Origin of the sequence: Pseudomonas asiatica, assembly GCF_009932335.1 — a bacterium.
Lineage (GTDB): Bacteria > Pseudomonadota > Gammaproteobacteria > Pseudomonadales > Pseudomonadaceae > Aquipseudomonas > Aquipseudomonas asiatica.
On record NZ_BLJF01000001.1, the window covers coordinates 3,896,114 to 3,918,635 of the forward strand.

Annotated in this window: 20 protein-coding genes; 11 read left to right on the forward strand and 9 right to left on the reverse strand. The window is 63.6% G+C overall.

Annotated elements, in window-relative coordinates; all coding sequences use genetic code 11:
* Positions 1-7 precede the first annotated feature (7 nt).
* Positions 8-625: a TPM domain-containing protein gene (locus GYA95_RS18075; protein ID WP_015271632.1), complete on the reverse strand. Its 618-nt coding sequence runs from the start codon at positions 623-625 to the stop codon at positions 8-10.
* Positions 626-811: 186 nt separating this feature from the next.
* On the opposite strand from GYA95_RS18075, the gene bglX reads away from it, so the two are divergent.
* The 4 genes from bglX (at position 812) to GYA95_RS18095 (ending at position 7,873) form a co-directional block, all read left to right on the forward strand.
* On the forward strand, positions 812-3,103 hold the full coding sequence (gene bglX, locus GYA95_RS18080) for a beta-glucosidase BglX (RefSeq protein ID WP_043935888.1): 2,292 nt from the start codon (positions 812-814) through the stop codon (positions 3,101-3,103).
* Between the two features lie 86 nt (positions 3,104-3,189).
* Positions 3,190-4,947 (forward strand): sensor histidine kinase, encoded by a 1,758-nt coding sequence (locus GYA95_RS18085; protein WP_015271634.1) that lies wholly within the window; start codon positions 3,190-3,192, stop codon positions 4,945-4,947.
* Positions 4,941-6,275: a sigma-54-dependent transcriptional regulator gene (locus GYA95_RS18090; protein ID WP_015271635.1), complete on the forward strand. Its 1,335-nt coding sequence runs from the start codon at positions 4,941-4,943 to the stop codon at positions 6,273-6,275. The genes GYA95_RS18085 and GYA95_RS18090 overlap by 7 nt, the downstream gene beginning before the upstream one ends.
* A gap of 278 nt (positions 6,276-6,553) precedes the next feature.
* On the forward strand, positions 6,554-7,873 hold the full coding sequence (locus tag GYA95_RS18095; RefSeq protein ID WP_003258436.1) for an MFS transporter: 1,320 nt from the start codon (positions 6,554-6,556) through the stop codon (positions 7,871-7,873).
* A 267-nt stretch (positions 7,874-8,140) separates the two neighbouring features.
* Here the strand turns inward: GYA95_RS18095 and GYA95_RS18100 are convergent, their stop codons facing one another.
* The gene (locus tag GYA95_RS18100) at positions 8,141-8,893 is read right to left on the reverse strand and encodes a COG4705 family protein (protein WP_013974024.1); all 753 of its coding nucleotides are present in this window, start codon (positions 8,891-8,893) and stop codon (positions 8,141-8,143) included.
* A gap of 344 nt (positions 8,894-9,237) precedes the next feature.
* On the opposite strand from GYA95_RS18100, the gene GYA95_RS18105 reads away from it, so the two are divergent.
* Both GYA95_RS18105 and GYA95_RS18110 read left to right on the forward strand, forming a co-directional pair.
* On the forward strand, positions 9,238-9,603 hold the full coding sequence (locus tag GYA95_RS18105; RefSeq protein ID WP_015271636.1) for a hypothetical protein: 366 nt from the start codon (positions 9,238-9,240) through the stop codon (positions 9,601-9,603).
* A gap of 118 nt (positions 9,604-9,721) precedes the next feature.
* The gene (locus GYA95_RS18110) at positions 9,722-10,327 is read left to right on the forward strand and encodes a flavin reductase family protein (RefSeq protein ID WP_013974025.1); all 606 of its coding nucleotides are present in this window, start codon (positions 9,722-9,724) and stop codon (positions 10,325-10,327) included.
* Here GYA95_RS18110 and GYA95_RS18115 read toward each other — a convergent pair whose 3' ends face one another.
* Both GYA95_RS18115 and GYA95_RS18120 read right to left on the reverse strand, forming a co-directional pair.
* Positions 10,328-10,594, reverse strand: coding sequence for a hypothetical protein (locus GYA95_RS18115; protein WP_015271637.1), 267 nt, complete (start codon positions 10,592-10,594; stop codon positions 10,328-10,330). It abuts the gene before it with no gap.
* A 130-nt stretch (positions 10,595-10,724) separates the two neighbouring features.
* Positions 10,725-11,018, reverse strand: a complete 294-nt coding sequence (locus GYA95_RS18120; protein WP_015271638.1) for a putative quinol monooxygenase — start codon at positions 11,016-11,018, stop codon at positions 10,725-10,727.
* 202 nt (positions 11,019-11,220) lie between these two features.
* Between GYA95_RS18120 and GYA95_RS18125 the strand changes: the two genes are divergently transcribed.
* Complete coding sequence (locus GYA95_RS18125) at positions 11,221-12,141, forward strand: AraC family transcriptional regulator (protein WP_003258430.1); 921 nt, start codon at positions 11,221-11,223, stop codon at positions 12,139-12,141.
* 135 nt (positions 12,142-12,276) lie between these two features.
* On the opposite strand, the gene GYA95_RS18130 is transcribed toward GYA95_RS18125, so the two are convergent.
* On the reverse strand, positions 12,277-13,914 hold the full coding sequence (locus tag GYA95_RS18130; RefSeq protein ID WP_015271639.1) for a 5-guanidino-2-oxopentanoate decarboxylase: 1,638 nt from the start codon (positions 13,912-13,914) through the stop codon (positions 12,277-12,279).
* A gap of 114 nt (positions 13,915-14,028) precedes the next feature.
* Here GYA95_RS18130 and GYA95_RS18135 point away from each other — a divergent pair, with 114 nt between their 5' ends.
* Positions 14,029-14,904 carry a LysR substrate-binding domain-containing protein gene (locus GYA95_RS18135; RefSeq protein ID WP_015271640.1) on the forward strand — a complete coding sequence of 292 codons (876 nt, stop codon included), beginning with the start codon at positions 14,029-14,031 and terminating at the stop codon, positions 14,902-14,904.
* Positions 14,905-14,940: 36 nt separating this feature from the next.
* Here the strand turns inward: GYA95_RS18135 and GYA95_RS18140 are convergent, their stop codons facing one another.
* Together GYA95_RS18140 and GYA95_RS18145 are read right to left on the reverse strand one after the other, a co-directional pair.
* A complete protein-coding gene (locus GYA95_RS18140) occupies positions 14,941-15,555 on the reverse strand; it encodes an NAD(P)-dependent oxidoreductase (protein ID WP_015271641.1) in 615 nt (204 codons plus the stop codon).
* Between the two features lie 27 nt (positions 15,556-15,582).
* On the reverse strand, positions 15,583-16,458 hold the full coding sequence (locus GYA95_RS18145) for an MBL fold metallo-hydrolase (protein WP_054571989.1): 876 nt from the start codon (positions 16,456-16,458) through the stop codon (positions 15,583-15,585).
* Positions 16,459-16,561: 103 nt separating this feature from the next.
* Here GYA95_RS18145 and GYA95_RS18150 point away from each other — a divergent pair, with 103 nt between their 5' ends.
* Positions 16,562-17,467, forward strand: a complete 906-nt coding sequence (locus tag GYA95_RS18150) for a LysR family transcriptional regulator (RefSeq protein WP_015271643.1) — start codon at positions 16,562-16,564, stop codon at positions 17,465-17,467.
* A gap of 25 nt (positions 17,468-17,492) precedes the next feature.
* Here the strand turns inward: GYA95_RS18150 and GYA95_RS18155 are convergent, their stop codons facing one another.
* Positions 17,493-18,362, reverse strand: a complete 870-nt coding sequence (locus GYA95_RS18155) for an isocitrate lyase/PEP mutase family protein (protein ID WP_003259571.1) — start codon at positions 18,360-18,362, stop codon at positions 17,493-17,495.
* 440 nt (positions 18,363-18,802) lie between these two features.
* Here GYA95_RS18155 and GYA95_RS18160 point away from each other — a divergent pair, with 440 nt between their 5' ends.
* Positions 18,803-20,254, forward strand: a complete 1,452-nt coding sequence (locus tag GYA95_RS18160) for an MDR family MFS transporter (RefSeq protein ID WP_015271644.1) — start codon at positions 18,803-18,805, stop codon at positions 20,252-20,254.
* Between the two features lie 221 nt (positions 20,255-20,475).
* Here the strand turns inward: GYA95_RS18160 and ttgR are convergent, their stop codons facing one another.
* Entirely contained in the window at positions 20,476-21,108 is a 633-nt protein-coding gene (ttgR, locus tag GYA95_RS18165; RefSeq protein ID WP_013974034.1) for an efflux transport transcriptional regulator TtgR, read from the reverse strand.
* Positions 21,109-21,366: 258 nt separating this feature from the next.
* Between ttgR and ttgA the strand changes: the two genes are divergently transcribed.
* A complete protein-coding gene (gene ttgA / locus GYA95_RS18170) occupies positions 21,367-22,521 on the forward strand; it encodes a toluene efflux RND transporter periplasmic adaptor subunit TtgA (RefSeq protein ID WP_013974035.1) in 1,155 nt (384 codons plus the stop codon).
* The last annotated feature ends 1 nt before the right edge of the window (position 22,522 follow it).

Sequence of the window (22,522 nt, forward strand, 5' to 3'; positions counted from 1 at the left end):
GTTCGGCTCAATCGAGAATCACCAACCGGTTGGGCAACTCGTTACGTGCATGGGTAGGCGGCACATGTTCGCTGAGCAGTTCGCCGCATGCCTCGATGCACTCGACAAACCCCTGCAAGGTGCGGCCCTGGCGTACCTGTTCAGCAAGGCGGGCGACGATGGCCGCGCGGGCAGTGGCATCCAGATGGCGCTCGATACCGCGGTCGACAAGGATCTCCACATGCCGCTCCGCCTCGCTGACGAAGATCAGTACGCCCGTGGCACCGGCAGTGCGCTGCAGGTTCTGTTCGCGAAACTGCTGGCGGGCCAGGCGCGAAGCACGCCAGCGGCGCAGGGCCCGGGGGATCACCCAGCCGGCCAGGCGTGGGCTGCGCAACAGCAGACACAAGCCTACGAACAGCAGCACATTGGCCACCAGCAAGCCACGCACTCCGGGCCAACCCAGCAGCCAGTGCAACAGGGCCGGCACGGCCAGCGCCAGCACGGCGGCCCAGAACAACGGCCAGTAGGCATAATCGTCGGCCCGGCGGGCCAGCACCGTCACCAGTTCGGCATCGGTGCGCCGTTCGGCACGGGCAATGGCTTCGGCGATCTGGCGCTGATGGTATTCATCGAGGGGGGTCATGCCATCGGTCTCTTGAGCGTTCTTATAGTTGTTCTCCCGGCATTCGGGGCTTCATCCGCAGGCGACATATTCAGGCATAATCCGCCGCTGGAAGAAATGCCTGCAAATCGTACAACAATAGCCGCCTGAAAACTTCGGCCGCGCGCGTATCACCGTGGATACGGCACAGGCCTCACAACGGAATTGATGATGAAACTGTCTTTGCTGGGCCTGGCCATGGGCCTTGCCAGTCAGGCGGCACTCGCCGCCCCCTCCGCCCCGCCCCTGCAGGACAAGCAGGCGTTCATCGACCATCTGATCAGCCAGATGACCGAAGCCGAGAAGATCGGCCAACTGCGCCTGATCAGTATCGGGCCGGAAATGCCCAAGGATAAGATCCGCGAGGAAATTGCCGCCGGGCGCATCGGCGGTACCTTCAACTCACGCACGGCCCCCGAGAACCGCCCCATGCAGGACGCGGCGATGCGTAGCCGGCTGAAGATTCCGATGTTCTTCGCCTACGACACCGTCCACGGCGAACGCACCATTTTCCCGATCGGCCTGGGCATGGCCGCGACCTGGGACATGGACGCCGTCGCCAAGGTCGGCCGCACCGCCGCCATCGAAGCCGCGGCGGACGCCCTGGACATGACCTTCGCACCGATGGTCGACATCGCCCGCGACCCGCGCTGGGGCCGCACCAGTGAAGGCTTCGGCGAGGACACCTACCTGACCTCGAAGATCGGCCAGGTGATGGTCCGCTCGTTCCAGGGCAGCAGCCCGGCCAACCCCGACAGCATCATGGCCATCGTCAAGCACTTCGCCCTGTATGGCGCGGTGGAAGGCGGGCGCGACTACAACACGGTCGATATGAGCCTGCCGAAAATGTACAACGACTACCTGCCACCCTATCGCGCCGCGCTCGACGCTGGTGCCGGCGGAGTGATGGTGGCGCTGAACTCGATCAACGGCGTGCCGGCCACCTCCAACACCTGGCTGATGAACGACCTGCTGCGCAAGGAGTGGGGCTTCAAGGGCGTGACCATCAGCGACCACGGTGCCATCCAGGAACTGATCCGCCATGGCGTCGCCCGCGACGGGCGCGAAGCCGCCAAGCTGGCGATCAAGGCCGGCATCGACATGAGCATGAACGACACCCTGTACGGCGAAGAGCTGCCAGGCCTGCTGAAGTCTGGCGAAGTGACCCAGGCCGAACTGGACCAGGCAGTGCGCGAAGTGCTGGGTGCCAAGTACGACATGGGCCTGTTCAAGGACCCGTACGTGCGCATCGGCAAGGCCGAAACCGACCTGAAGGACTACTACGGCAACGACCGCCTGCACCGCGACGCCGCACGTGACGTGGCGCGCCGCAGCCTGGTGCTGCTGGAAAACCGCAACCAGACGCTGCCGCTGAAAAAGGCCGGCACCATCGCCTTGGTCGGCCCACTGGCCGATGCCCCGATCGACATGATGGGCAGCTGGGCTGCCGACGGCAAACCGATGCACTCGGTGACCGTGCGCGAAGGCCTGCGCCGCGCCGTGGAGGGCAAGGCCAAGCTGGTCTACGCCAAAGGCTCCAATGTCACCGGCGACAAGGCGATGTTCGATTACCTGAACTTCCTCAACTTCGATGCTCCGGAAATCGTCGACGACCCGCGCCCGCCTGCGGTGCTGATCGACGAGGCGGTGAAGGCGGCGAAGCAGTCCGATGTGGTGGTGGCAGTGGTCGGCGAATCCCGCGGCATGTCCCACGAGTCGTCGAGCCGCACCACCCTGGAAATCCCGGCCAGCCAGCGGGAGCTGATCAAGGCCCTGAAGGCCACCGGCAAGCCGCTGGTGCTGGTGCTGATGAACGGCCGCCCACTGTCGATTGCCTGGGAACGCGAGCAGGCCGACGCCATTCTGGAAACCTGGTTTGCCGGTACCGAAGGCGGCAACGCGATCGCCGACGTACTGTTCGGCGATTACAACCCGTCCGGCAAGCTGGCCATCACCTTCCCGCGTTCGGTCGGGCAGATCCCGATGTACTACAACCACACCCGTATCGGCCGGCCCTTCACACCGGGCAAGCCGGGCAACTACACCTCGCAGTACTTCGAAGAGCCCAATGGCCCGCTGTACCCGTTCGGCTATGGCCTGAGCTACAGCAGCTTCGAGCTGTCGGGGCTGAAGCTGTCGAACAAGGACCTCAAGCGTGGCGACACGCTGGAAGCCAAGGTGACGGTGAAGAACACCGGCAAGGTGGCAGGCGAGACCGTGGTGCAGCTGTACCTGCAGGATGTATCGGCATCGATGAGCCGCCCGGTGAAGGAACTGAAGAACTTCCAGAAGCTGATGCTCAAGCCTGGCGAGTCGCGCACGTTGAGCTTCCGCATCAGCGAGGAAGACCTGAAGTTCTACAATGGCCAACTGCAGCGAGTTGCCGAGCCGGGGGAATTCAATGTACAGGTCGGGCTGGATTCCCAGGCGGTACAGCAGCAGAGCTTTGAACTGCTGTAACTGACTGGTTTTGCCTGTACCGGCCTCTTCGCGGGCTTGCCCGCGAAGAGGCCGGCCCTGATATCCCATTCATCCGGATCCGCCCCATGCCCTTTTCCGTTCGCGCCCTGCGTCTGGGGCTGATCTCCCTGCTGATCGTGCTGGGCACCGCCCTCAGCGCCGGCTGGGCCATGCACCAGGCCAAGCGCCAGGCCATGGAAGCCGACGCCCAGCGTGCCAGCCAGCAGTTGGGCCTGTATGCCAATGCCCTGCACACGCTGATCGACCGCTACCGCGCCCTGCCCGCCGTGCTGGCGCTGGACCCGGAACTGATCGCCGCCCTGCGCGGCCCGGTCAGCGAACCGGTGCAGGACGCCTTGAACCGCAAACTCGAACGCATCAACGGCGCTGCCAACTCCTCCACCCTCGAACTGCTCGACCGCACCGGCCTGGCCATCGCCGCCAGCAACTGGCGGCTGCCCAGCAGCTATGTGGGCTCCAACTACGGTTTCCGCCCCTACTTCAAGCAAACCCGCAGCCAAGGCAGTGGCCGCTTCTACGCCGTGGGCGTGACCAGTGGCGTGCCGGGCTACTTCCTCGCCAGCGCGGTGAACGACGAGCATGGCCGCTTCCTCGGCGCCATGGTGGTTAAGCTGGAGTTCCCCGAACTGGAGCGCGAGTGGCGCCAGGGCAGCGACATCCTGCTGGTCAGCGATGCCCGTGGCATCACCTTCATCGCCAACCAGGACGGCTGGCGCTACCGCGAGCTGCAGCCGCTCAATGGTGCCGACCGTGCCGAACTGGCCGAAACCCGTCAGTACGACAAGCAACCGCTGGTGCCGCTGCAGCACCAGGTGCTGACCCGCTTTGCCGCCAACAGCACCCTCAGCCGCGTGCAAGGCCCGGAGGGTAGCGCCGAGTACCTGTGGGAAAGCCTGCCGCTGGAAAGTGAAAACTGGACCTTGCATCTGCTGCGCAAGCCGCAGGTGGCCGCCGACGGTCGCAATGCCGCCCTCGGCGCCGCCGCCGTATGGCTGAGCCTGGTGTTCGCTGCGCTGTTCGTCAGCCAGCGCCTGCGCCTTGCCCGCCTGCGCCAGCGTAGCCGGGAGGAGCTCAAGCGCCAGGTCGAGGAACGCACCCGTGAGCTGCGCACCGCCCAGGAGGGGCTGGTGCAATCGGCCAAGCTGGCGGCGCTTGGGCAAATGTCGGCGGCCATGGCCCATGAAATCAACCAGCCGCTGACCACCCAGCGCATGCAACTGGAAACCCTGCGTCTGCTGCTCGACCATGGCCGATATGACGAAGCACGCCAGGCACTGGAGCCGCTGGAGCAGATGCTCACGCGCATGGCCGCGCTCACCAGTCACCTGAAAACCTTCGCCCGCAACAGCCCGGTCGGCCTGCGCGAACGCCTCGACCTGGCCACCGTGGTCGACCAGGCACTGCACCTGCTGGAGGCGCGTATTCGCAGCGAAGAAGTGGAGGTAGCCCTGTACCTGGCGCGCCCGGCCTGGGTGCGCGGCGATGCCATTCGCCTGGAGCAGGTGCTGATCAACCTGCTGCGCAATGCCCTCGACGCCATGGCCGACAAGCGCTACAAACGCCTGGAGATCCGCATCGAGCCCGACGGCGAGCTATGGCGCCTGAGCGTGCTGGATTCGGGTGGCGGCATTGCCGAGGCCAACCTGGCCAAGGTCTTCGACCCATTCTTCACCACCAAGCCGGTGGGTGAAGGCCTTGGGCTGGGGCTAGCCATTTCCTACGGCATTGTCCACGAGGCCGGCGGCAAGCTGCAGGCCGAAAACCTGCCTGGCGGCGCGCGCCTGAGCCTTACCCTGCCCCGTGACCTGGAGCCTGCATGTTGAATTCAGTGATCGTCGTCGATGATGAAGCCAGTATCCGCACGGCGGTCGAGCAATGGCTGAGCCTGTCGGGCTTCAGCGTGCAACTGTTCGCCCGCGCCGAAGAATGCCTGGCACACCTGCCACGGCACTTTCCCGGGGTGATCATCAGCGATGTACGCATGCCGGGCATGGATGGCCTGCAGTTGCTCGAACGCCTGCAGGCGGACGACCCCGACTTGCCGGTGATCCTGCTGACCGGCCACGGCGATGTGCCCATGGCAGTGGAAGCCATGCGCAGCGGGGCCTACGACTTCCTGGAAAAACCCTTTACCCCGCAGCACCTGCTGGGCAGCCTGCGCAGGGCCCTGGAAAAGCGCCAGCTGGTCTTGGAAAACCGCCGGCTGCACGAGCAGGCCGATCTCAAGTCACGCCTGGAAGGCACACTGCTGGGTATGTCCCAGGGCCTGCAACAGCTGCGTCGGCAAGTGCTGGACCTGGCCAGCCTGCCGGTCAATGTGCTGATCCGCGGCGAAACCGGCAGTGGCAAAGAGCGCGTGGCCCGCTGCCTGCACGATTTTGGCCCACGCGCCGGCAAGCCGTTCGTCGCCCTCAACTGTGCAGCCATCCCCGAGTCGCTGTTCGAGGCCGAGCTGTTCGGCCATGAAAGCGGCGCTTTTACCGGTGCCCAAGGCAAGCGCATCGGCAAGCTGGAGTACGCCAACGGTGGCACGGTGTTCCTCGACGAAATCGAAAGCATGCCACTGGCCCAACAGGCCAAGCTGCTGCGGGTGATCCAGGAACAGAAGCTGGAACGCCTGGGGGCCAACCAGAGCATCAGCGTCGACCTGCGCATCATTGCCGCGACCAAGCCCGACCTGCTCGAAGAAGCCCGCGCCGGGCGCTTCCGCGAAGACCTTGCCTATCGCCTGAACGTGGCCGAGTTGCGCCTGGCGCCGTTGCGTGAACGGCGTGAGGACATTCCACTGCTGTTCGAGCACTTTGCCCGTGCCGCCGGCGAAAAGCTTGGTCGCGCAGCCCCGCCACTGTCGGGCGCGCAACTGGCGCAGCTGCTGTCGCATGACTGGCCGGGCAACGTGCGTGAGCTGGCCAACGCGGCGGAACGGCATGCATTGGGGCTGGGCTCGCCGAACATCGAGGTGACGCCTGCCGGGCAGTCGTTGAGCGAACAGATGGAAGCGTTCGAGGCGCAATGCCTGCGCGCGGCGCTGCGCCAGCACGGGGGCGAAATCAAGGCGGTGATGGAGGCCTTGCAGCTGCCGCGGCGCACGCTGAACGAAAAGATGCAGCGGCATGGGTTGGTGCGCGAGGACTTCATCGAGCGGGAATGAGCGGAAATCCGCTTATCTCGCTCAATCAGCAAGCAAAAAACCGCTCATTAATCTGATTTTCCGGGGCTGCTTTGCAGCCCTTCGCGGGCACGCCCGCTCCCACAAGGAAATGCGCCACGTCAGGAATAACGCGGCTTCTGTGGGAGCGGGCGTGCCCGCGAAGGGGCGCGCAGCGCCCCCATTTGAAGCCCAATGCACCCATTTGGCACACCTTCTGCAATCACCTGTGCAAGCTGCGCCACGGCGCGCTCCACAAAAACAACGAGAAGGTATCCCTGATGGATAATGCCACCTCCCTGCCAGCCGGGGCGTCCACCGCGCCTGCCACAGAAAAAACCACCGCCAGCCGCCTGAAGTCGATCTTCAGCGGGTCCATCGGCAACATGGTCGAATGGTACGACTGGTACGTCTACGCCGCATTCTCGCTGTACTTCGCCAAGGCCTTCTTCCCGGCCGGCGATTCCACCGCACAATTGCTCAATACCGCCGCGATCTTCGCCGTGGGCTTCCTCATGCGCCCGATCGGTGGCTGGTTGATGGGTCTGTACGCCGACCGCAAAGGCCGCAAGGCCGCATTGATGGCCTCGGTACTGTTGATGTGCGCAGGCTCGCTGGTCATCGCCCTGACCCCGGGTTACGAAACCATCGGAGTCGCCGCACCCATCCTGCTGGTCATTGCACGCCTGATGCAGGGCCTGTCGGTGGGTGGTGAATACGGCACCTCGGCCACCTACCTCAGCGAGATGGCCAGCAAGGACCGCCGTGGCTTCTTTTCCAGCTTCCAGTACGTCACCCTGATCTCCGGCCAGCTCATCGCCCTGGCGGTACTGATCGTCCTGCAACAGACCCTGACCACCGAGCAGCTGTATGCCTGGGGCTGGCGCGTACCGTTCGTGATCGGTGCGCTGTGCGCCGTGGTGGCCCTGTACCTGCGTCGCGGCATGGAAGAAACCGCCTCCTTCACCAAGAAGGAAAAGGCCAAGGAAAGCCTGATGCGCACCCTGCTGCGCCACCCCAAGGAGCTGATGACCGTGGTCGGGCTGACCATGGGCGGCACCCTGGCCTTCTACACCTACACCACCTACATGCAGAAGTACCTGGTCAACACCGTTGGCATGAGTATCAGCGACTCGACCACCATCTCGGCCGCCACGCTGTTCCTGTTCATGTGCCTGCAGCCGGTGATCGGCGGCCTGTCCGACAAGATCGGTCGACGCCCGATCCTGATCGCCTTCGGCGTGCTCGGCACCCTGTTCACCGTACCGATCCTCAGCACCCTGCACACCATCCAGACCTGGTGGGGCGCGTTCTTCCTGATCATGGCGGCGCTGATCATCGTCAGCGGCTACACCTCGATCAACGCCGTGGTCAAAGCCGAGCTGTTCCCCACCGAAATCCGCGCCCTGGGCGTGGGCCTGCCGTACGCGCTGACCGTGTCGATCTTCGGCGGCACCGCCGAGTACGTGGCCCTGTGGTTCAAGAGCGCCGGCATGGAGAGTGGCTTCTACTGGTACGTGACCGCCTGCATCGCCTGCTCGCTGCTGGTTTACGCAACCATGAAGGACACCAAGCAGCACTCGCGGATTACCACTGAGTGAGTGTGAGCTTGCCGTAATCAAGAAGGGCGCCCCGTTATCGGGGCGCCTTTTTTCATACATGCGAATGCGTCATGCAATCCAGGTGTACGGTTTTAGGGCTCCAGCGCATGCGAGACGCACCGCGCGGACGGCGCTCGATTTCAGCAACAGCGCAAACATCAAGCCATACCTCCGAAGCCTTCTGATGAGCCGATTAGAAATCCTGTTCGGCTCAACATGTGAGCCGAATAGCCCAATTAATCGGCTCACTGGTATCGGAAAGCAGGCTCAGGACATCTCCAACGCCTGACGCGGCTCACGGCGCTGGTACCAGGTGGCCATCAGCACCAGTACCAACAACACCCCTCCCAGCACCGCCGAAGAGCCGACCGTGCCGAAGTCCAAACCGCCCTTCTCGTGGGGCTTGGTGAGGAAATCGCCCAAGGTGGCGCCGAACGGGCGGGTAAGCACGAACGCGACCCAGAACAACACCACGCCAGGGATGCGTGTCCAGTAGCGGGCCACCACTACCAAGGCGATGGCACTGCCTATCAACAGTGCGCCACCGGCAAAACCGAGCCCCGAGTCATCGGCCAGGTAATCACCCAGCGCCGTGCCGAGGGTGTTGGAAAACAGGATCGCCACCCAGTAGAACAATTCCCCCGTGCGGTTCTTGATGCGGGTGACATCCAGCGGGTTGCCGCTCAGGCGCCATACCAGGAAGGTCAGCAGCAAGATGCCGATGAGGATGGCCGAACCCGCGGCGTAGCCCAGGCCCAGGGTGCGGTCCATGAAGTCGGACATGGTGGTGCCGGCGGTGCTGGTGGAGAGGATCACCAGCCAGTACAGCATCGGGTGGTAGCGGCGCGAGTACAGCTGGCCGAGCAAGGTCAGCAGGAACACGCTGACAAGCAGCAACGAACTGAGGGCATAGCCGATGTTCAGGGTCATCGACAGCAAATCCCCCGCCGTTTCGCCAAGGGTGGTAGCGCAGATCTTCATGACCCAGAAGGCCAAGGTGATTTGCGGAAGTTTGTTCATTGTTGTGCCGCTCCGGTTTGAGGTGCGGCGATGGTGCTGAGCTGCATTTGAAAAATCGGTTGGTGATGTATGAAAAATGCGTTCAGCAGCCTTCAATGACAAATTTTTCATCCTTAACGCCCCATTAATTCCACCGCCTCAAGCTGAAATGGCTGGCAGAACGTCGGCGCATGGGCGGACACATCCTGAGCCAGAACCGCTGCCCGAGCCACAAGATGCACGTCAAAACATATCGAATTATTCGATTTTTAAGCACTACTATTTGCGCTTTTTAATCAAATTAATCGGAGTAGGATTAAACCCATAGAAACAAAACAACCTCAAAAACCCCTGGAGCAACGACCATGAAAAACAAACTGATCCTTACCCTGGCCCTCTCGGTTTTCGCTGCTGGCGCTTTCGCCGAAGATGGCTTCAACCGCACCAACGCCCACACCTTCGCAGCGACCCAGAGCCAATCCGCTGCCTACGCTGAAGATGGTTTCGACCGTACTGGCGGCCAGCGCTTCGCTGAAGATGGCTTCGACCGCACTGGTGGCCAGCGCTTCGCCGAAGACGGCTTCGACCGCACCGGTGGCCAGCGCTTCGCCGAAGACGGCTTCGACCGCACTGGTGGTCAACGCTTCGCCGAAGACGGCTTCGACCGCACTGGTGGCCAGCGCTTCGCCGAAGACGGCTTCAACCGCACCAACGCCCACCGCATCAGCTGATCCCTGATGCGAGCACCCAGCCCGGCTTCGGCCGGGCTTGATCATTTTCAGGCGGGCACAGGCTTGGCACACTAGGCGCCTTGTCCACCAGGAGGTAGGGCCAGCAAGCCCAGCACAGATGTATTACTACGAACCCGCAAAAGGCCACGGCCTGCCCCACGACCCGTTCAACGCCATCGTCGGCCCCCGCCCTATCGGCTGGATTTCCTCACAGGACCGCGAAGGCCGCCTGAACCTGGCGCCCTACAGCTTCTTCAACGCCTTCAACTACATCCCGCCAATCATCGGTTTCTGCAGCGTCGGGCGCAAAGACAGCCTGAACAACATCGAGCAGACCGGCGAGTTCGTCTGGAACCTGGCCACTCGCACGTTGGCCGAGCAGATGAACCAGAGCTGCGCACCGGTTGCCGCCGAGGTAAGCGAATTCGAATTGAGCGGCCTCACCGCCACGCCATCGAGCATCGTCAATGTGCCGCGTGTCGGCGAAACCCCAGTGGCCTTCGAGTGCAAGGTCAGCCAGATCGTCCAGCTCAAGCGGGCCGACCAGGAACTGGTGCCCAGCTGGTTGATCCTGGGTGAAGTGGTGGCGGTGCACATTGCCGAGCACCTGTTGAAGAACGGTATCTACGATACCGCTGCCGCCGAGCCGATCCTGCGTGGTGGTGGCCCGGCAGACTATTTCGAGCTGGGCAACCTGTTCAAGATGGCCCGCCCACCGGCCTGATCACCAGATCAGCTCACCCTCTTCGCTGACGCCCTGCAGGCGTTGCAGCTCGGCCGTGGCCGCTTCATCGGCGGCCACGGCGCCCTTGAACACCTGGCCGTCGAGAATCTTGTGAAAGCGCGGCGCGCCGCCCATGCCCAGGGCCTTGACTGCGATGGCCGCGTTGTAGCCGCCACCTTCCACCGGGACCATCGCCGAAACCGCTTCGAAATGCGGGAATTCCCTACGTGCCATGTTGCTATCTACCTGGTTGATCAAGGGCAGCATCTTACCCTATTCACCTGTACCGGCCCTATCGCCGGCAAGCCAGCTCCCACAGGTGCTGCACCGCTCTCGAAACCTGCGATAAACCTGTGGGAGCTGGCTTGCCGGCGATGAGGCCAGAATAGGCAACACCTCAATCAAAGGTATGCAGATCCAGGCTGCTGACCACCTGCGCCTGTACCAACTCACCAAACACTTCCAGCGTTGGCGAAGCAAAATAGCCACTCATCGCCTGCTGGTCTTGCCAGCTGCCACTGAGCAACCATAAATCGGCATCAGCCTGCGAACGCTGCACCGAAAAACTCAGGCAGCCCGGTGCCCGCAACGAGGGCTCGAGCAGGTCACGCAGGCGCGCGCCCAGCTCCGCCGAGCGCCCGCTGCTGGCACGGATGAAAGCAAGGTGGGTGACCGGTTGTGTCGGGGTCATTGCACAATCTCCTTGAAGCAGGCGGACGAAAAAGCCAGGCTGCCAAGGTTAGGGCCTCGCCCGCGCGACGCGTTAGGCCATTACTGCACGCCGATTGCCTGATCCTGCAGCGCGGCAGGATCAGGCAATCGGCGTGCAGCTTTTGACTAGCGCCCGCCATTGCCCAAACCTATGCTGCGTCGGTCAGCAGAGGAAAGCCATCATGACTATCGCCACGTCCATCGACCCAAGCCTGGAACTGCAACGCCAGGAGCTGGCCGAGCTGATCCGCCGCCACGCCGGGGAGCCTCATGGCCCGGCATCGGCCATCGATGACCTGTACCTGGTGCGCTACACCGAAAACGTGCGCTCGGTACCGACCCTGGCGCAACCCGCGCTGTGCATCCTCGCCCAGGGCAGCAAAAGCCTGTTCCTGGGTGACGAGCAGTACGCCTACGACCCGCTGCACTACATGGTGGTCTCGGTAACCTTGCCGCTTAGCGGCGTAAAGCTCGACGCCAGCCCCGAGCACCCGAGCCTTGGCCTGCGCATGGACCTGGACCCAGCCGAAATAAGCCAGCTGATCGCCGAAAGCGGGCCGATGCTGGTGCCCAACCGGCCTTCCGGTCGTGGCTTGTATGTGGAGAGAACCGACGCCGCGTTGCTCGACGCCTTGCTGCGGCTGATACGCCTGCTGGACACCCCGCGCGACATCGCGATGCTGGCGCCGCTGTTCCGCCGGGAGATTCTGTACCGTCTGCTGCGAGGGCCGCAGGGCTATCGGTTGTACGAAATTGCCTTGGCCAACAGCCAGACCCACCGCGTTTGTCAGGCCATCACCTGGCTCAACCAGAACTACCAGCGGCCTTTGCGCATCGAGGATCTGGCGCGTGAAGTCAACCTCAGCACCTCGACCTTGCACCACCGGTTCAAGGCCGTGACGTCGATGAGCCCGTTGCAGTACCAGAAGCAACTGCGCCTGCAGGAGGCGCGGCGATTGATGCTCAATGACGGCCTCGAGGCAGCGGTGGCGGCCTACCGGGTGGGGTATGAAAGCCCGTCACAGTTCAGCCGTGAATACAGCCGGCTGTATGGCGCGCCGCCGATTCGTGATGTGGCCAGATTGCGGGCGACTGCTGGCTGAAGTTTTGAACGGCAGTACCGGCCCTTTCGCGGGCTCGCCCGCTCCCACAGGTACAGCACAATACTCAAAGCCTGTGCAAAAACCTGTGGGAGCGGGCAAGCCCGCGAAAGGGCCGATACTGGCAATAGATTTACTTCAACCCGACACAGCCCCCTGCCACTGATTCTGGTCAACCTGGATCAAGGTCGGCCCCTTGCGCTCCACTGCCTGCCCCAACGCCACCTGCAGCTGCGCCACATCTGCCACCTGCTCCGCCGCCGCGCCCAGGGCCCGCGCCACACCGATGAAGTCCGGCGTATGTATATCCACCCCGACCGGCTCGATAGCCCGGTTGACCATGTACTTCTTGATTTCCTCGTACCCCTGGTTGTTCCACAGCAGCACGATCAGCGGCACCTGCGCTTCCACCGCGCTGGCCAGCTCCGGCAAGGTGAACTGCAAACCGCCATCACCAATCAGGCACACCGCAGGGGCACGCTCACCGACCTGCTCCGCGCTGCCCAGCCAGGCGCCCATGGCCGCCGGCAATGCGTAACCCAAGGTGCCGTAGCCGGTCGATGCGTTAAACCAACGGCGTGGCTGGTCCATGTCCAGGGTCAGGTTGCCGGTGTACACCGGCTGGGTCGAATCGCCCACCAGAATGGCATTGGGCAGACGCTCGAGAATCGCACTCAGCAGACGCGTCTGGCTCAAGGTCGGCTGGTCCCAACCCGCCGCCAGTGCCTGGCGCAGCTTGGCCACCCGGGCCTTGCCCCACGTGCTCTCACGCACGGATTGCGGCAGCGCCTGCAAGGCACCGAGCAGCGCCTCGGCGGCCAGTTCGGCATCGGCCACCAGCGACAGCGCCGGCAGGTAATTGCGCACGGTCTGGTCCGGGTCGATGTCGATGCGCAACAGGCTGCCCGGGATCTCGAAACCACCTTTGAAGGTGACGTCATAGTCTGTTTCGGCCAGTTCGGTGCCGATCGCCAGCACCACATCGGCCTCGGCCACCAGCGCCCGTGTGGCTGGCAGTGACTGGGTCGAGCCGATCTGCAGGGGGTGGCTGGCCGGCAGCAGCCCCTTGGCATTGATGGTCAGCGCCACCGGCGCCTGCAGCTGTTCGGCCAGGCGCGCCAGCGCAGCGCCCGCGGCCAATGCACCGCCCCCGGCCAGGATCAATGGCCGCCTTGCATTGGCCAGGCGCTCGGCCATCTGCGCCACGGCCTGCGGCGCTGCCCCTGCCCGGGTACTGCGCACCACGCGCCCCGGCAGCAGGTGATCGGCCGGTTCGACCAGCACGTCGAGCGGGATCTCGATATGCACCGGGCGCGGTCGGGCGCCTTCGAACACGGCGAATGCCCGAGCCAGCACCTGCGGCAGGTCATCGGCACTCATCAGGGTATGGGAAAACGCCGCCACACCCGACACCAGCGCGGCCTGGTTGGGCAACTCATGCAGCTTGCCACGGCCACCGCCCAGCTGGTCGCGGGATTGCACGCTGGAAATCACCAGCATCGGGATCGAGTCGGCATAGGCCTGGCCCATGGCGGTGGTGATGTTGGTCATCCCCGGGCCGGTGATGATGAAGCACACCCCCGGTTTACCGCGGGTCCGCGCATAGCCGTCGGCCATGAACCCGGCACCCTGCTCGTGGCGCGGGGTGACATGGCGGATGGACGAACCCGCCAGGCCGCGGTAGAGCTCCACGGTATGTACACCAGGAATGCCGAAGACATGGTCAACACCATAGCCTTCAAGGAGTTTTACCAGTACTTCGCCGCAGGTCGCCATTGGGTTTCACCGTGAATCTTGGTTGGGTTATGCCCCTATTGGACCCAGCCACGGCTATCGCCACAATGCAAAAAAACACATACTAGCCATGTCCTGCAATCATGGCTCAGCACAATGAAACGCCTCCCGCCCCTGCCCGCCCTGCATACCTTCCTGGTCACTGCCCAGCACTGCAATTTCACCCGTGCCGGGCAGCAGTTGCATATCACCCAGGGCGCCGTCAGCCGGCAGATCGCGGCCCTCGAAGAGCATCTGGGCTATGCCTTGTTCCAGCGCCAGGCCCGTGGGTTGAGCCTGACCCGTGAAGGCCAGGACTGGCTGCCAAGGGTGCAACAGGTATTTGCGCTGATTGAACAAGGGGTGCGCGAGGTGGGTGGGCGCAGCACTACCTTGCAGCTCAAGGCACCGACCTGCGTGATGCGCTGGCTGCTGCCACGCCTGATGGAATGGCAGGCGCTACGCCCGGATGTACCGGTGGAGCTGACCACCACGGTGCAACATGGAGTTGACTTTCGCCGCGAGGGTTTCGATGCGGCGGTGGTGTATGGCGATGCGCCGAACCACGGGCTGCGCGTGCGCAAGCTGTTCGATGAGCAGCTGACGCCGGTGTGCGCGCCGTCACTGCGCGAGGGGCCGGTGCCGTTGCAGCAGGTCGAGGACCTGGCGCGACACATGCTGCTGCACCCCTCGCGGAATGAGCATGACTGGCGGTTGTGGCTGCAGGCAGCCGGGGCAACGCTGGCCATTCAAGGCCCGAAGCAGCATTTCGAGACGCTGGACATGGCAATGGCCATGGCCTCGCAGGGCACCGGTGTGGCCATCGGCGACTGGTCGCTGATCGGCGATGACTTGCGCGGGGGGCGGTTGTGCATGCCGTTTGCGCTGAAGGTGATGACCGGCAAGGGGTATTACCTGGTGAGCCAGGCCAAGAGCTTGCCGGCGGGGTTGGGGGAGTTGCTGGATTGGCTGGAACACCAGGCCAGCCAGTGAGGGCCTCTTCGCGGGCACGCCCGCGAAGCAGGCGACTCAATAGCCGACAGTGAAACGCTGCCGCGAATGCGCCGGCTTTTCCAGTTCGTCGAGCATGGCAATCGCGTAATCGGCAAAGGTGATCCAGCTCTTGCCATCCGCGCCGATCAACAGATGATCCTTGCCCAGCTTGTAATGCCCGCTGCGCTCACCTTCAACGAACTCCGCCGACGGCGACAGGAAGGTCCAGTCCAGGTTCGGCTCCCGTTGCAACGCTTCCAGAAAACGCACCCCGGCAGTGGCCTCGGCCTTGTATGCCTCGGGGAAGTCCGGGCTGTCGATCACCCGATGCCCAGACGGCAGCAACAGGCTGCCGGCCCCACCTACCACCAGCAGGCGCCTGACCCTGGCCCGCTTGACCGGCTCGATGATGGCGTGTGGCTCGATGGTCGAGAAATGCGCCGCACTCAGCACCGCATCCACACCCGCGACCGCCGCTTGCAGGGCTGCGCTGTCCTTGGCATCCAGCGCCTTGACGGTCACCCCCTCCCGCCCCTGCAACCGCGACGGGTCGCGGGCGATGGCCAGCACACTGTGACCACGGCGCAGGGCCTCCTCCAGCAACTGGCTGCCAGCGCGGCCGGTGGCACCGATGATTGCAATCTTGCTCATGGGATACTCTCCATCAGTTGAACGGAACTACCACTTCATCTCGCCCTTGGCGACCTTGGCCCCCAGCTCCAGCGAGCTTTCATCGGCCAGGCTCGGGTAACGTCGCTTCATCGCCGCGATCAACGCACCGGCGTCTTTCGCCTGGGCGGTCTCGGCATCGAAGTCACGAATGTAGTTCGCCGTGAAATGCACGGCCTCCAGCGATCGACTGCTGCCCCCCAGGTAATGTCCGGGGATGACCGTACGCGGCGCCAGCGCTTCGATGTGCGCCAGGGTGCCGAGCCAGTCGGCGTGGGACTTGGTCGTTTGCGTGTCGGCCATCCACACATGAATGTTCTCCGACACCACCACGCCACCGACCACCGCCTTGATCGACGGGATCCACACAAAACTGCGGTCAGGTTGCGAGCCGTCGAGGCCGACCACCTCAAGGTCCTGCCCTTCCAGCGTCAGGCGGTTGCCTTCGAGCACCTGTGGCAGCACCAGCCGCGCCGGCTTGTCCGCGCCCATCTGCGGGCCCCAGTAGGCCAGCTTGGCATCCTTGGTCTGGCGGATATGGGCAACCGTGGCGGCCGACGCCAGCACCTTGGCGTCCGGGAAGGCCTGGGTCAGGGTATCCAGGCCGAAGTAGTAGTCCGGGTCGCCATGGCTGATGTAGATAGTGGTCAGCTGCTTGCCGCCTGCCCGCAGGCGCTGCACCAGCTGCTCGGCCTGGGCCTTGCCGAACTGGGCATCGACGAGGATGGCGTCGTGCTCGCCGCTGACGATCACCGAACTGACCGGGAAGATCGCCTCATGCCCGGGGTTGTAAACCTCCAGCCGCAAGGGGTCGGCAGCCAGCGCCGGGCCGGCCAGGGTCACACAGGCCAGCAGCAGGCCACGCAGAGGAGTGAAAAGAGACATCGCAAACGCCCGTCAGATGAACAATGCCCAACAGCTTAGTTGCCTAATCCGTGACAAAAAATGCGATGCTCGAACATAGTTTGTTTCTGAAACCGGGCAAATCATGGACCGTCTCAACGCCATGCGCGTTTTCGTCACCGTCGTCGACCTGGGCAGCCAGTCGGCGGCGGCGGATCATCTGCAACTGTCCCGGCCGGTGGTTTCGCGCTACCTGGCAGAGCTGGAAGACTGGGTTGGCGCACGGCTGATGCAGCGCACCACACGCAAGCTCAGCCTCACCGCCGCCGGCCAGGAAACCCTGCCCCGCTGCCGGCAATTGCTGGAATTGGCTGGCGACCTGCAGGCCGCGGTGCAGCAGCCGGATGACGCGCCCAAGGGCGCGCTGCGCATCAGCGTCAGCACCTCATTCGGCCAGGCCCAACTGGTGGATGCTGTGGCCGATTACGTCCGACGCTACCCCGGGGTGAAGGTGGAACTACAGATGCTCGATCGCACGGTCAACCTGGTGGACGAGCGCATCGACCTGGCCATACGCACCAGCAATGACCTGGACCCCAACCTGATCGCCCGGCGCCTGAGCGTATGCCGCTCGGCTGTGTGTGCGGCACCGGCCTACCTGCGCGAGCACGGCACGCCGCAACGGGTCGAGGAACTGAGCCGGCACAACTGCCTGACACATGCCTACTTCGGCCACAGCCTGTGGCATTTCGAGGTAGCCGGCCAGCAAGTCGCCGTGCCAGTGGCGGGGAACATCAGTGCCAACGAGGCGATGACACTGCAGAAGGCGGCGCTGGCCGGCGCAGGTATCGCCATGCTGCCGACCTACCAGGCCGCGCAGGCCCTGCGCCGGGGTGAACTGGTGCGCCTGCTGCCCGAAGCCAGGCCACGCGAGCTGAACCTGAATGCGGTATACACCTCACGCAAGCACATGCCGGCGACCTTGCGCAGCATGCTGGATTTTCTTGTGCAGCGGTTCAAGGACGAACCGGAGTGGGATCAGGACTTGTAAGGCCGCTCCTACAGGAATGGCACTGTCACTCCTCGACGCTCATGTACTCCTTGGCCCAGCGGATGTAGTCCTCGGGCTGGGTGTAGGTGTGCGAGAGTTCGGTGGCGCTGAGGTTTTCCGACTTGTTCTGCTGGCCGCGCTGCAGCCGCAGGCAATCGTAGGTGGCCTTGATGGCGGCAAAGTAGGCCGCGTGACCATCGACTACGATGCGCACGCCCAGGCGTGCCAGGCGCTCGTCGTCACGCAGGTTCGGGTTGCCGTAGGTCACCAGCATCAATGGCACCGTCAGGTGCTCGGCAATCTGCTCGAGTTGCTCGAAGTCCTTCACCCCCACCATGCAGATGCCATCGGCTCCGGCCTTCTGGTAGCTCTGGGTACGCACGATGATTTCTTCGGTGGTGAGCACGCCAGCGTTGGTCCGGGCAATGATCGACAGCGACGAATCGACCCGTGCCTCCAGCGCCGCACGGATCTTGCCTACGCCCTCTTCAACCGGGATCAGGTCGGTGGACTTGCGCCCGAACTGGGCAGGCAGCAGGGTGTCCTCGATGGTCAGCGCAGCCACGCCGGCGCGCTCCAGTTCGATGACCGTGCGCATGACGTTCAGCGCGTTGCCATAGCCATGGTCGGCGTCAGCCAGCACCGGCAGTTGTGCCACACGACCAATTCGGGTGGCCTGCTCGACGAACTCGCTGAGGGTGATCAGGGCGAAGTCCGGTGCAGCCAGTACCTGCAGCGAAGCGACGGAGCCACCGAGGATGCCGACCTCGAAGCCCAGGTCTGCGGCAATGCGTGCCGACATCGGGTCGAACACCGATGCGGTGTGATAACAGGAACCTGAAGCGAGCAGCTCGCGGAAGGCAAAACGCAGATCTTGATGGGAAGCCTTGGGCATGATCACTCCGCAAAATAAGTTGAAATTCGAACGGTAACTACCGACCCCTGTAATCGGGTCTACCTGGCCTGTTCCAACCGTCGCCATCTGGGCGGTCATGCTCGACATGCAGGCAGAGGAATAAAAGGTGTGGGAGACAGCGGCGCAAAAACCTGCGGCATAATGTTGCACCAAGGTGGTGCAAAGCCCCGATTTTCAGCCTCTGTGGCATACCAACGATATCACGCAGCCATGCAGCACTGAACGAATGCGCCAATGCCGATCTTGCATAGGGGATGCAGATAGTGGATAGGAAGCTACCTAACTCAGGTTACAATTTCGGGGCCCCTTCGCGGGCACGCCCGCTCCCACAGGTACACCACAGCCTTCAAGCCCTGTGTTGTACCTGTGGGAGCGGGCGTGCCCGCGAAGAGGCCTCAACCGATAAACAAGGTATCCCCGTGACCGCCGCCCTGCCCCCCACCACCCTGCGCAACGTGCTCACCGCCCTGATGCTGGCGATCTTCCTCGGCGCCCTGGACCAGACCATCGTTGCCGTCTCCCTGCCGGCGATCTCGGCGCAGTTCAACGATGTCGGCCTGCTGGCCTGGGTCATCTCCGGCTACATGGTGGCGATGACCGTGGCCGTGCCGATCTACGGCAAGCTGGGCGACCTGTACGGGCGGCGCAGGATGATCCTCACCGGCATCAGCCTGTTCACCCTGGCCTCGATCGCCTGCGCCCTGGCCCAGGACATGCAACAGCTGGTGCTGGCCCGGGTACTGCAGGGCATCGGTGCCGGTGGCATGGTCTCGGTGAGCCAGGCGATCATCGGCGACTTCGTACCCCCACGAGAGCGCGGCCGCTACCAGGGATACTTCAGCAGCATGTACGCGGTGGCCAGTGTCGCCGGCCCGGTGCTGGGCGGCTGGTTGACCGAATACCTGTCATGGCGCTGGGTGTTCTGGATCAACCTGCCGCTGGGGCTGGTTGCACTGTGGGCGATCCGCCGCGCCCTCGGCGGCATGCCGGTGCAGCGCCGCGAGGCGCAGGTGGATTACCTGGGTGCCGTTTTGCTGATTCTCGGCCTGGGTAGCCTGTTGCTGGGCATTACCCTGGTCGGCCAGGGCCACGCCTGGGTCGACCCGGCCGTGCTGGCCTTGTTCGCCTGCGCCGCGCTGGGCTTGATGCTGTTCATCGCCCATGAGCGCCGCTGCCCGGAGCCGCTGCTGCCGCTCGGCCTGTTCGGCAATCGCGTGGCGGTGCTGTGCTGGGGCGTGATCTTCTTCGCAAGCTTCCAGTCGATCTCCCTGACCATGCTTATGCCGTTGCGCTACCAGGGCATCACCGGTGCCGGCGCCGACAGTGCTGCCCTGCACCTCCTGCCGCTGGTGATGGGGCTGCCCATGGGTGCCTTCACCGGCGGGCGCATGACTAGTCTGACCGGGCGCTACAAGCCGCAGATTCTGGCCGGCGCACTGCTGATGCCACTGGCCATTTTCGCCATGGCGCTGACCCCGCCGCAGTCGGTCTTGCTCAGTGCACTGTTCATGCTGCTGACCGGCATCGCTTGCGGGCTGCAGTTTCCGACCTCGCTGGTAGGCACACAAAGCGCGGTGGACAGCAAGGACATCGGCGTGGCCACCAGCACCACCAACCTGTTCCGCTCGCTAGGTGGGGCCATGGGGGTGGCGTGCATGTCCAGCCTGCTGCTGGCGCTGCTGCACCAGGGCGGGTTCGAGTCGCTGGGTAATCCGTTGCTGGGGAGCCTGAAGGCCGGTGAAGTGGACCTGGTGACACAGGGGCGGTTGCTCGAGACGTTCCGGCAGTTGTTGATGGGGAGTGCCGGGGTAGCCGTGCTGGGACTGTTTGCAGCGTTTGCATTGCCCGACCGGCAACTGCGCGGACGCTAGAAGCTACGCGATCTCTGTGGGAGCGGCCTTGTGTCGCGAAAGGGCCGCGACGCGGCCCCAGGATTTCAGCAGTGATGCACAAATTGCCGGGGCTGCTGCGCAGCCCTATCGCGACACAAGGCCGCTCCCACAGGATCTGTGATTTGTTCAAGGTCATCCGGAAGCATTAATCCCCCCTTAACACAAAGGGGTAACACTCCCTCACAATCCTTAACAAAGTGTCATTTGCGCAGAGCCGGGCTCAAGCGCAGCATATCCAGCCCGGTGTCGACCCATTTTTCGACATCCTTCAACAAATCGACACTGTCAGGCAGCAACAGCCAGCGCCCGATCAGGCCATCGACATAGGCGAACATGGCCACCGCCGCGCGCTCGACATCAAGCTCGCCTGGCAACTGGCCCCGGCGCACGGCATTGGCCAACGCCAGGGTGATGCCCTTGTGGCAATCCAGCACAGCAGCCTGGCGCTGCTGGCGAATTTCACACATGTCATCGGTGAACTCGCACTTGTGATGCAGGATTTCGTTGATACGCCTGGTTCGGGCATCGAGCACCAGCTCGTTGAACACTTGCAGCAACAGCTTGCGCATGCAGCCAAGCGGGTCCACTTCGTCCTCGCTTTCGCTCGCCCGCGCCAGGTGGTCATGGGTTTCATGCAGGCTGTCGAGCAACGCCTGCACCAACTCGGCCTTGTTGTTGAAATGCCAGTAGATCGCTCCTCGCGTCACACCCGCCAGTTCGGCGATGTCGGCCAGGGTGGTTCGCGCAACCCCGCGCTTGTAGAAGGCCTTTTCCGCCGCCTCGATGATCTGGGCGCGGGTTTCCTGGGCTTCTTCTTTGGTTCGACGGACCATGGCAGTACAAACCTCATCTGCCCCGAACGCGCGGCGCGTGCGGGGAACACTCCGGGGGCACCTCTGCAGGGTGCCTCGCGGGGGAGCTAATCAAGAGCTGTGGCAGTACCCGAGTACAACCCAGCGGTATTTACAAACAACCATGAATGTAAGTATATTCCTTAGCAAGCTATTTATCCACCGGATAGCAATTTTTCCAGATCAAGACTCTTCCATTACTCTTGAGCGTCTCCCAGCTCCAGCGACCCGAGGATCCTCATGCAATTCAAGCCAGCCGTTACCGCTCTGGTTTCCGCCGTCGCCCTGGCAACCCTGCTCAGTGGCTGTAAGAAAGAAGAAGCAGCGCCAGCGGCGCAGGCTCCTCAGGTCGGCGTCGTGACCATCCAGCCCCAAGCCTTCACCCTGACCTCGGAATTGCCGGGGCGTACCACTGCCTACCGCGTCGCCGAAGTGCGCCCGCAGGTCAACGGCATCATCCTCAAGCGCCTGTTCAAGGAAGGCAGTGAGGTCAAGGAAGGCCAGCAGCTGTACCAGATCGACCCTGCCGTGTACGAAGCCAACCTGGCCAATGCCCAGGCCAACCTGCAGGCCACCCGCTCGCTGGCCGAGCGCTACAAGCAGCTGATCGACGAACAGGCTGTCTCCAAGCAGGAATACGACGACGCCAATGCCAAACGATTGCAGGCCGAGGCTTCGCTCAAAAGCGCGCAGATCGACCTGCGCTACACCAAGGTCCTGGCACCGATCAGCGGCCGTATCGGCCGTTCTTCGTTCACCGAAGGTGCACTGGTGAGCAATGGCCAGGCCAACGCCATGGCCACCATCCAGCAACTCGACCCGATCTACGTCGACGTCACCCAGTCCACCGCCGAACTCCTCAAGCTGCGCCGTGACCTGGAAAGCGGCCAGCTGCAGAAGGCCGGCGACAACGCCGCCTCGGTGCAGCTGGTGCTGGAAGACGGCAGCCTGTTCAAGCAGGAAGGCCGCCTGGAGTTCTCCGAAGTCGCGGTCGACGAGACCACCGGCTCGGTCACCCTGCGCGCCCTCTTCCCCAACCCCGATCACACCCTGCTGCCAGGCATGTTCGTGCATGCGCGGCTCAAGGCCGGGGTCAACGCCAACGCCATCCTGGCCCCGCAACAGGGCGTGACCCGCGACCTGAAAGGCGCGCCGACCGCGCTGGTGGTCAACCAGGAGAACAAGGTCGAACTGCGCCAGCTCAAGGCCAACCGTACCCTGGGCAGCGACTGGCTGATCGAGGAAGGCCTGAACCCGGGTGACCGCCTGATCACCGAAGGGCTGCAGTACGTGCGCCCGGGCGTCGAGGTCAAGGTCAGCGAAGCCACCAACGTCAAGAAGCCGGCCAGCCCTGTTCAGGCCAACGCGGCGAAAGCAGACGCCAAAGCGGAGTAAA

Excerpts from the sequence above, each read along its gene's own strand:
- GYA95_RS18075 (WP_015271632.1), bottom strand. The coding sequence starts at position 625 with ATGACCCCCCTCGATGAATACCATCAGCGCCAGATCGCCGAAGCCATT.
- bglX (WP_043935888.1), top strand. The coding sequence starts at position 812 with ATGATGAAACTGTCTTTGCTGGGCCTGGCCATGGGCCTTGCCAGTCAG.
- GYA95_RS18085 (WP_015271634.1), top strand. The coding sequence starts at position 3,190 with ATGCCCTTTTCCGTTCGCGCCCTGCGTCTGGGGCTGATCTCCCTGCTG.
- GYA95_RS18090 (WP_015271635.1), top strand. The coding sequence starts at position 4,941 with ATGTTGAATTCAGTGATCGTCGTCGATGATGAAGCCAGTATCCGCACG.
- GYA95_RS18095 (WP_003258436.1), top strand. The coding sequence starts at position 6,554 with ATGGATAATGCCACCTCCCTGCCAGCCGGGGCGTCCACCGCGCCTGCC.
- GYA95_RS18100 (WP_013974024.1), bottom strand. The coding sequence starts at position 8,893 with ATGAACAAACTTCCGCAAATCACCTTGGCCTTCTGGGTCATGAAGATC.
- GYA95_RS18105 (WP_015271636.1), top strand. The coding sequence starts at position 9,238 with ATGAAAAACAAACTGATCCTTACCCTGGCCCTCTCGGTTTTCGCTGCT.
- GYA95_RS18110 (WP_013974025.1), top strand. The coding sequence starts at position 9,722 with ATGTATTACTACGAACCCGCAAAAGGCCACGGCCTGCCCCACGACCCG.
- GYA95_RS18115 (WP_015271637.1), bottom strand. The coding sequence starts at position 10,594 with ATGCTGCCCTTGATCAACCAGGTAGATAGCAACATGGCACGTAGGGAA.
- GYA95_RS18120 (WP_015271638.1), bottom strand. The coding sequence starts at position 11,018 with ATGACCCCGACACAACCGGTCACCCACCTTGCTTTCATCCGTGCCAGC.
- GYA95_RS18125 (WP_003258430.1), top strand. The coding sequence starts at position 11,221 with ATGACTATCGCCACGTCCATCGACCCAAGCCTGGAACTGCAACGCCAG.
- GYA95_RS18130 (WP_015271639.1), bottom strand. The coding sequence starts at position 13,914 with ATGGCGACCTGCGGCGAAGTACTGGTAAAACTCCTTGAAGGCTATGGT.
- GYA95_RS18135 (WP_015271640.1), top strand. The coding sequence starts at position 14,029 with ATGAAACGCCTCCCGCCCCTGCCCGCCCTGCATACCTTCCTGGTCACT.
- GYA95_RS18140 (WP_015271641.1), bottom strand. The coding sequence starts at position 15,555 with ATGAGCAAGATTGCAATCATCGGTGCCACCGGCCGCGCTGGCAGCCAG.
- GYA95_RS18145 (WP_054571989.1), bottom strand. The coding sequence starts at position 16,458 with ATGTCTCTTTTCACTCCTCTGCGTGGCCTGCTGCTGGCCTGTGTGACC.
- GYA95_RS18150 (WP_015271643.1), top strand. The coding sequence starts at position 16,562 with ATGGACCGTCTCAACGCCATGCGCGTTTTCGTCACCGTCGTCGACCTG.
- GYA95_RS18155 (WP_003259571.1), bottom strand. The coding sequence starts at position 18,362 with ATGCCCAAGGCTTCCCATCAAGATCTGCGTTTTGCCTTCCGCGAGCTG.
- ttgR (WP_013974034.1), bottom strand. The coding sequence starts at position 21,108 with ATGGTCCGTCGAACCAAAGAAGAAGCCCAGGAAACCCGCGCCCAGATC.
- ttgA (WP_013974035.1), top strand. The coding sequence starts at position 21,367 with ATGCAATTCAAGCCAGCCGTTACCGCTCTGGTTTCCGCCGTCGCCCTG.